The sequence below is a fragment of the Nostoc sp. CALU 1950 genome (assembly GCF_051172895.1).
Lineage (GTDB): Bacteria > Cyanobacteriota > Cyanobacteriia > Cyanobacteriales > Nostocaceae > Nostoc > Nostoc edaphicum_A.
This window is the reverse complement of the sequence record NZ_JBDNJQ010000010.1, coordinates 93,336-101,726: the sequence shown is the minus strand read 5'-3', so window position 1 is coordinate 101,726 and position 8,391 is coordinate 93,336. Positions and strand designations below refer to the sequence as shown.

The window sequence follows — 8,391 nt, the reverse complement described above, 5'->3', positions numbered from 1 at the left end:
TTCTCGAAGAAGTCGGGGATCTAATTTTTCACGAATGATTTAGGATTGCTATATATATATCTCTACAGCAGATTGTGGTTGAAATAGATGAAAAAGTTTATAAATCGCAATTTAATAAATCATAAAAAATCATATATGGCGGTTTTAGTTTGGATGCAATATGTTGTATTGACGTACAGTTGTGTGCGTTATTAAGAACAACATAACAATTACTACAACTTTGGAAACCAAAGCAACGCATTGCCTCTTGTATCTCATCAAATTAAAAACAGCTATCTTCTGTTCTCAAAATTGGGACTTGTGTTGATGTATTAATGAGAAAAACAGGACAAGTTTTGGAGTCTGGAGCAATTCTTCAATGCAGAGACGCAAATTAAGGAAGTGCAATGTCAAATTTTGATCTGGTTATTCAGCTATTTCTACAACTCACTGTTATTTTAGTCACTTGTCGCATTGTCACGATTTTAGGACGCCGCTATCTTGGTCAAACCGATGTTGTTTGCGAAATGATTGCAGGTGTAATGCTAGGGCCATCTCTTTTAGGATTGATTGCACCAGATTTTCAGCAATGGCTGTTTCCTAAACTTCCAATCATCACAGCTTTAGGAGACAAGATACCCAATCCATCAATGTCGATTTTATATGCTATCAGCCAAATTGGGTTGGCAATTTATATGTTTTTGATTGGTTTAGAGTTCAACACCAAACTCTTAAAACATCATATCAAAAGTGCAAGTTTGCTATCTGCTGCCGGAATTATCACTCCTTTTATTTTAGGGGCGATCGCATCTTTTTGGTTTTATCACAATGGTAATTTCTTTCAACCAAAAGTTACGCCTTGGTCAGCCGCATTGTATCTAGGTGCGTCGATGACAATTACGGCTTTTCCGATGTTAGCTCGCATTCTTTACGAACGCGGTCTTGCACAAACCCGCTTTGGGACTTTGGCTTTAGGTGCAGCATCAGTAGATGATGCAGTTGCTTGGTGTTTACTAGCGATCGTCCTTGCTAGTGTGAAAAATTCTCTGAGCATTGCCATATTAGCAATTGGTGGTGGTATTTGCTACGTGCTATTTGCGATTTTTATCGGACAACCTCTACTGAGAGCATTCACACGCATGACAAAACGTGATGCAGGTGTGAACAGACAAACCTTGACCTTGATGTTGATAATTTTAATGTTTTGTGCGTGGTTTACCGATGTTACAGGCATCTATGCAATATTTGGTGCTTTTGTCCTCGGAGCAGTGACACCACGCGGAGAATTTGCCCAACAAATTCGCCAATATACAGAGTTTATAACTACTTCTTTTCTGTTACCGATATTTTTTGTCTTCTCTGGATTGAACACTCAAATTGGACTGGTAAATACACCGACTTTGTGGGGGATTACGTTCTTAATTATTGCGATCGCAATTCTCGGTAAAGGTATTGCTTGCATGTTGGCTGCAAAATTGGCTGGGGAAAATTGGCGGGAATCAGCAACTATCGGCGCTCTGATGAATGCTCGTGGTTTGATGGAGTTAATCATCCTCAATATTGGTCTGGAGCAAGGGATAATTACCCCCACTTTATTTACGATTATGGTGATTATGGCAGTCATTACTACCCTCATGGCATCACCACTCGTTGCTTTTTTGTTACATAATACAAGCTACGATAAATCTTCCGCTTAAGCAGATTTAAATATAAAATTAATTACCTAGTATTTGGGTAAAATTATCTGCTTTCAGCTTCATTATAACCGCTATTTTGTTTATAGTTGCGTTTAAGCGCAACTATAAACTGACTAACTATTACTTAATTTTTTTAAGACCGATAATTAGAGATTTAGCTGCGAAAATCATCATAATTCTTGTTTCCTGCCTGCTCCTGCATCGTAACAGCAATTGACATAACAACAAAGCACAAATTACTCTTGGTTTGATCTAACGAACTTGACATTTTCCAGTTTTTTAAAGAATCATCTTCGAGAAACCAGATAGTTAATTGTGAGGAAACCATGCACATAGTTATTCTAGTTCTGGTTGAGGTGCTGATTGTTATTGGACTTTCAAGGCTAGTAGGATTAGCATTTCGTTCCATTAAGCAACCGCTGGTAATTGGTGAGATTGTCGCCGGAATTATGCTCGGCCCATCTTTATTTGGTTTAGTTGCTCCCCATGTAGCAGTTACCTTGTTTCCACCAGAAACTTTTCCTTTTCTAAATGTTTTGTCTCAGGTGGGACTAATATTTTTCATGTTTCTGATTGGGTTAGAACTAAATCCTAAATACCTCAATAGTCAGCTAAAAGTAGCTGTTTTCACTTCTCATGTGAGCATTTTAGTGCCGTTTTCTCTAGGAACATTTCTAGCGGTGCTACTTTATCCTCTAGTTGCCAGTGCAAGTGTATCCTTTACCGCCTTCGCCTTGTTTTTAGGGGCGGTGATGTCGATTACTGCCTTTCCAGTGTTGGCGCGAATCATTACTGAAAACAATTTACAAGGAACGCGTTTAGGAACGTTAGCGTTAAGTTGTGCCGCGGTGGATGATGTGACAGCTTGGTGTCTCTTGGCAGTAGCGATCGCAGTTGCTCGGACTGGTGACTTTGCTGGTGCTATACCCACAATTATCGCCAGTATAGTTTACGTTGTTTTGATGTTGACACTAGGACGTTGGTTTCTCCAAGGTCTTGTCAAACACTACCTCCGTGCAGGACGCCTTAGCCAATTACTGATAGCTGGGATTTATATGGGCGTGGTTGCATCGGCACTAATCACCGAACTAATTGGTATTCACTTAATTTTTGGGGCATTTTTACTGGGAGCAGCCATGCCCAAAAATGAAGATTTAGTGCGGGAATTGGCAGTAAAAACCGAAGATTTTGTCCTGATATTCTTGCTGCCAATATTTTTTGCCTACAGTGGCTTACGGACGGATATTGGCTTGCTCAACCGTCCAGAATTGTGGCTGTTGTGTGCGTTGGTTTTAGGAGTGGCGATCGCAGGCAAATATTTTGGCACTTATATAGCGGCTCGTGTCAGCGGCATTAATAAACGGGAAGCCTCGGCACTCGGTTGGTTAATGAATACTCGCGGTTTAACCGAACTGATAGTGCTAAACATTGGTCTAGAGTTAGGGGTCATTTCCCCCTTAATATTTACCATGCTGGTAATTATGGCATTGGTAACTACATTCATGACCTCGCCACTGCTGGAATGGACATACCCGAAGAAGCTGATCAGGTTAGATGTCATGGAACCGGAGTCGGAAGCAGAAACAGACGATATAGATACAGATGCCACTGTTGGAAGTGTAAGTTACCTTCATCCCTACCGAATTTTAGTGCCAGTGGCTAATCCGAGTACCCAAAAAGGGTTGGTACAGTTGGCAGTAGGTATTGCTCTCAACTACCGACATCCCGCCATTGTTAACCCTCTTAGCCTGATTGAATTTGAAGAAGATTATGCCTTTGAAAGTACTCCAGATGAAGCAGACCGATTAGTTGCCCAGCGCCGCCACCAGCTAGATGAATTGATAAATACTCTGGAACCGCGAGAAACACGCTCTTATGTGCATCCTATCGTTCGCATATCTAGCAATGTGGCACGGGAAACAGCACAGATTGCCGCACTAGACCAAGTTGATTTAATTCTCGTGGGATGGCATCGTCCAGCTTTTAGTCGCAATCGTTTAGGTGGAAAAGTCGGCCAAATTCTCACCACTGCACCAGTTGATGTGGCAGTATTTGTAGACCGTGGAAGCGATCGCTTAGAAAGTTTGTTAGTGCCTTATTCTGCAAATATCCATGATGATTTGGCGCTTATACTTGCGCTCAGACTGCTCATCAATCATGAAACTTGTATGTTGCAGGTTTTACACGTTTTACCCGAAAATCGCCTCAAAGATAAATTGAGTTACGAACTCGACATGATGATCGAGCAATTACCGAAAAGTGTACGCGATCGCATTGAAATCAAAATTGTCCAGTCCCCAGAGCCAATCCAAGCCTTAATCGAAGCCTCAAAAAGTGTAGACCTGACAATTGCTGGCACCAGCCGCACTTGGGGTATTGAGCGTCAAACCTTGGGAAGATATACAGATCAACTAGCTATCCAATGCCGTTCCTCTCTGCTAATTACTCGCCGCTACAGTCAAGTCACCGCTCATCTAACTTCCATGCTTCCTGAAGTTAGTAATCAAGAGGAGCCAGCGCTGTGGTAACCCAGTCTGCACAAGAGAGGCATTGGGCACGGAGCATTGGGCATTGAAAAGAGGGAAGACAAGGGAGAGGGGGGAGTAAATTCTCTTTTGTCCCCCTTGTCTTCCCTGTCTCCCTCATCCCCCTCATCTCTCCACTCAAACACATGAATCATTTCAACTTCAAATCTTTAGCTTTTTACGGAGTAGCAATAAGTTCAGTGCTACTGTTGTTTAAAACTGTCAGCGTTTATGGGGAAAAAAATCTCAAGGCTCCTCCTCCAGTTAACGGCAGATATCGTCTAACCCTGGCTGAAAATTTGCCGAACTGTGAAAAATCGGATACCCTGACGTTAAACATTCAACAGTCGGGTATTTACTTAAATGCCTCTGTATTACCGGCAAGCGCTAACGCCGATACTGACGAAAAGCACTCTCTGGCAGGCATCTTTAGAAATCAACAGTTAAATTTATCTGGGAAAGTTGGTAGATCAATCCTTTGTGATATTCCTCGCCCCCAAAATGATCCTCTGAACTCAGTCACAATTCAAATGCAACTTGTGGAAAAAGGTAGCATGACAGGTCAATTAAGCATAAATGGCATCCCACCAACTCTGACATTTACCGCTATGCCCCAAAAAGCTGAGGAAAAATCTCATAAGTTAAACAGCCATTGAACTGGAGAATGGGGGCTGGGGATAGTAATCGTAAGCGCGAAGTAAACAGCAATGTGAGCGCATTGTATGGGTTTTATGGAGCAAATAAAAAGAATGGATCAGGGACTAAAGACTAGGCAATTTTGCCAATGGCGCAAGCAGCTATTTAGCATCAGTCTATTAGGCTTTTGTGCAGCGATCGCCCTCGAAACTTTCACTACTGCTGCTACACCAGTGGCAAAGCTAAATAAATGGCGTTTTTCTACCAAAACACAGCAACTCGAAATCACCCTATCAGCAGGCACAACTCCCCGTTATTTTTACTTAGCCCAACCTCCTCGCCTTGTTGTAGATTTACCAAATACTAAGTTGGGCAACGTTACCACACAACAAAATTATTCTGGATCAATCAAAAGCATTCGCGTTTCTCAATTGAATGAGAACGACACACGCATTGTCCTAGATTTAGCATCGGGCACAGCTTTTAATCCCAAACAAGTAAAACTGCAACCCGTTTCCCCAAAAAACTCCACTCGCTGGGTATTACGTCCGGTTATTTCTGGTAAAACTGCTGTAGTCAAACCAGCAAACTCCCCACCTTCACCCAAGAAACCACCTCAACCGCCTACTAACCTACCCGTAACTACTACTAACGCACAACCACCCTTACTGACAGTACCACCTCCATCCAATGAACTGCCCTCAACAATTACTAATAACTTAGGACAGCCTTTTGTAACTGTACCTCCCCTAACTCCGAATACATCCTCTCAACAACCTGGTTTGATTCTTCCCCCTCCTTCTTTCCCAAATCAACCCGGTAATTTGAATAGCATTCCCCCTTTCGGTATGTCGGAATTTCCAGTTCCAACAGTCCCGAATGTTCCCGATGTCCAGGTGATCGAGTTTGGTCAACCCCTTCCTAAAAATAGATAGGAAGCAGTGGGAGATGAGGGGGACAAGGGGAACAAGCAGGAATTATTGTGCCCCATACCCAAATCTAAAATCTGTCCGTTTCTTGAGGTGTTCCAACTGCTCCAGGTTGAGCCGTGAAGAAGTTCTGAGCAGCTTCATTCTGATATATACACCTAATATCAGGTTTGTCACTGTCCAAGTTACCTGTGAAACCAAAGGTATTCAAGCGATTTTTGCAATCTCTTACCTGATCGTTAGTCACCAGCTTACGTTGCTCTAAAAGCGCCCAGTTATTTTGCCGGATTACGCATCCAGGACGCATACTGGGTTGGGCAACATAGACGTTGAAGGGGTTGAGAGTGACGAACAGTCTAGCGTCCATCACCATCGCGCTAGCTCCGTACTGCACACAAATCTCAGGGTTTGGTGCTTTGGTGTCAATGAATTCACGGGAAGCCACATTTGATGGCGCCAACGTGGTTGTAGAACTAAAAGCAATGCCAATCCCAATTCCCAAAATCAATACCCCTCCCATAATGGCGATGGTGAAGAGGTTAAACATAGGGGATTGGAAAATAGAGGGTTTAGAAGTAGTAGCCGATCTACCAGTGGTTTTACGTCTCATTGTTGCTTAATCACCTTCACGCCTATTTGGCAGGGAGTGGTCTAAAGTTTGCTCCCTCTTTTCAGTATGCCTAGTCTTTAATGCAATTGTCTGTGATTTTCTGTGCTACGTTCACGGTAACTGAGAAAAATATGAATTTATCTAGATAACTTAGTGGTCTTGATATCCTCCCAGCACTGTATTCAATACTTTAAATCAGTGGGAGATTCCAAATATCACTCTTTGGGCTTCCTCCCAATATTATTAATTTTACATAGCTAAATTTATTCTTGCCGACTTCACATAATATCTGGACAGAAGTTCAACTTTATGTCTTGTTGCTTCTATCTTGAATAATTGGTTAGTATTTTTATTTATTTGATCGTTAACCAATTGTTATTAGTTATGACCTTTGTTTTGTTTGATTTGTTAGTTAATTTTTAACTTCTTCGTATTGATGGATTATGATAGCACATTTTTGATGATTATCAGATGGTCTTAATTCAATTTTCACTATTAAAACAGTCAGAATGCTTAGACTCTCTAGCTTTTGTTGTTACTTTTCAATTTTTAGGATGAGATATTTTTGTTACCCCTAGTAATTGATGTGTAAAACAATGTAAATTACACTTAATGAAATTTTGATAAGTAATTGAAAGCACGTGACATCTCAAAGAGCGCTACTTTCGGGCAAAAGGTTCAAAACTTCGCAACTTCAAATCTTCCTAGCTGATACTCTGACTATTTTTTGGGGAGATTGGTTAGATTTACGTGTGAGAATTGTACAAGTTGCTGCATCAGGATTAATATCTCCACTGATATATATTTTAGCTTTTGGCTTGGGTTTGGGTAGTTCTATCAAACCCGGCTCAGGGATTAGTGGTAATTATGACAACTATTTGGAATTCATATTACCGGGAATGGTGGCGCTATCATCCATGACGATTAGCTTTGGGGGAACGACATTTTCAATTTGTGGAGACAGACTATTTAGCAAAACCTTCGAGGAATTGTTGTTAACTCCTATACACCCCTTAGCGCTGCACATAGGTAAAATGCTGGCGGGAGTCGTGCGGGGGTTGATGACTTCCGGTTCGGTGATTTTGGTAGCGCTGCTGTTGACTGGAAACTGGAATTTTCTCAACCCACTATTTCTACTGTTGGTAGTGCTGAATTGTTCGGTATTTGCTGGGTTAGGGGTGATTGTGGGGTTGAGTGTGCGATCGCTCGAATCAGTTGGACTCTACAACAATTTTATAATTATCCCTATGTCATTCTTAGGAGCGACTTTCTTTGACCCTACGACATTACCAGCTGCCCTCAAGGTTGTAGTTTACCTGTTACCGTTGACCTACGCCAGCATCGGACTGCGTGCAGCGGCTCATTTACCCTTGTCCCAGTTTCCTTGGTACAGCATACCGATTTTGCTGGTAATTGCGATCGCTCTTTCTTTGTGGGGTGGTTATAAATTCGCTCACCAACAGGATTAAAACCTTCATTACAGCCTGTGCTTTAACTGTTGGATTTTCTGTAAAACTTTTTCCCGATGCTGCGTCAGTTTGATCCATCGGGGTAGGCGACTGGCAAGACTGCCATTGTGCCAGCCTAATGTGTCATCTGGCAAACGTTCTCGCAACTTTGATTGCACATAACTTTCCAGGAAGTTCAAATGTGCTTCATTATACGCCCATAGCACGTGACCGCAACAAGAGGTTTGTAGCCACAAGGGCAAGCCAAAAAAATGGTCTAATATTCCATAGCTAGAATTTCTTTGAGCCATATAATTGTTCTGCCACAATTGCAGTGCAAGTTTTCCTTTGGCAACATTTGACTGTTGTTTTGTATAGGTACAGTGCTGACAGATAATTCTTTTGATGGAACTGGGACTTGATTGCTCAGAATTCACAGTCAATATCTTGGCAATGCTATCGCATTGGGGACAACGAATTAAAATTTCTTGCTCAAAATCAGAAAGCCGTTTGCTATAGTCTCGAAATCTTATAACCATTTCATATCAAGCCTGGTACTTAGTGCCG

The 8,391-nt window shown here is 41.8% G+C and carries 7 protein-coding genes; 5 read left to right on the top strand and 2 right to left on the bottom strand.

Features of this window, described 5'->3' with window-relative positions; genetic code table 11:
• Positions 1–386 precede the first annotated feature (386 nt).
• The 4 genes from ABF638_RS05350 to ABF638_RS05335 all read left to right on the top strand — a co-directional run bounded on the left by ABF638_RS05350 (position 387) and on the right by ABF638_RS05335 (position 5,772).
• Positions 387–1,676, top strand: a complete 1,290-nt coding sequence (locus ABF638_RS05350; RefSeq protein WP_435020880.1) for a cation:proton antiporter — start codon at positions 387–389, stop codon at positions 1,674–1,676.
• Between the two features lie 326 nt (positions 1,677–2,002).
• Positions 2,003–4,204 carry a cation:proton antiporter gene (locus ABF638_RS05345; protein ID WP_435020878.1) on the top strand — a complete coding sequence of 734 codons (2,202 nt, stop codon included), beginning with the start codon at positions 2,003–2,005 and terminating at the stop codon, positions 4,202–4,204.
• A 197-nt stretch (positions 4,205–4,401) separates the two neighbouring features.
• Positions 4,402–4,857 carry a hypothetical protein gene (locus ABF638_RS05340; RefSeq protein ID WP_435020876.1) on the top strand — a complete coding sequence of 152 codons (456 nt, stop codon included), beginning with the start codon at positions 4,402–4,404 and terminating at the stop codon, positions 4,855–4,857.
• A 93-nt stretch (positions 4,858–4,950) separates the two neighbouring features.
• Positions 4,951–5,772, top strand: a complete 822-nt coding sequence (locus ABF638_RS05335; protein WP_435020874.1) for an AMIN domain-containing protein — start codon at positions 4,951–4,953, stop codon at positions 5,770–5,772.
• Between the two features lie 64 nt (positions 5,773–5,836).
• On the opposite strand, the gene ABF638_RS05330 is transcribed toward ABF638_RS05335, so the two are convergent.
• Entirely contained in the window at positions 5,837–6,376 is a 540-nt protein-coding gene (locus ABF638_RS05330; RefSeq protein WP_181932246.1) for a DUF3172 domain-containing protein, read from the bottom strand.
• A gap of 641 nt (positions 6,377–7,017) precedes the next feature.
• Between ABF638_RS05330 and ABF638_RS05325 the strand changes: the two genes are divergently transcribed.
• On the top strand, positions 7,018–7,845 hold the full coding sequence (locus ABF638_RS05325) for an ABC transporter permease (protein ID WP_435020872.1): 828 nt from the start codon (positions 7,018–7,020) through the stop codon (positions 7,843–7,845).
• A gap of 8 nt (positions 7,846–7,853) precedes the next feature.
• On the opposite strand, the gene ABF638_RS05320 is transcribed toward ABF638_RS05325, so the two are convergent.
• Positions 7,854–8,363 carry a hypothetical protein gene (locus tag ABF638_RS05320; protein WP_435020870.1) on the bottom strand — a complete coding sequence of 170 codons (510 nt, stop codon included), beginning with the start codon at positions 8,361–8,363 and terminating at the stop codon, positions 7,854–7,856.
• Between the last annotated feature and the right edge of the window lie 28 nt (positions 8,364–8,391).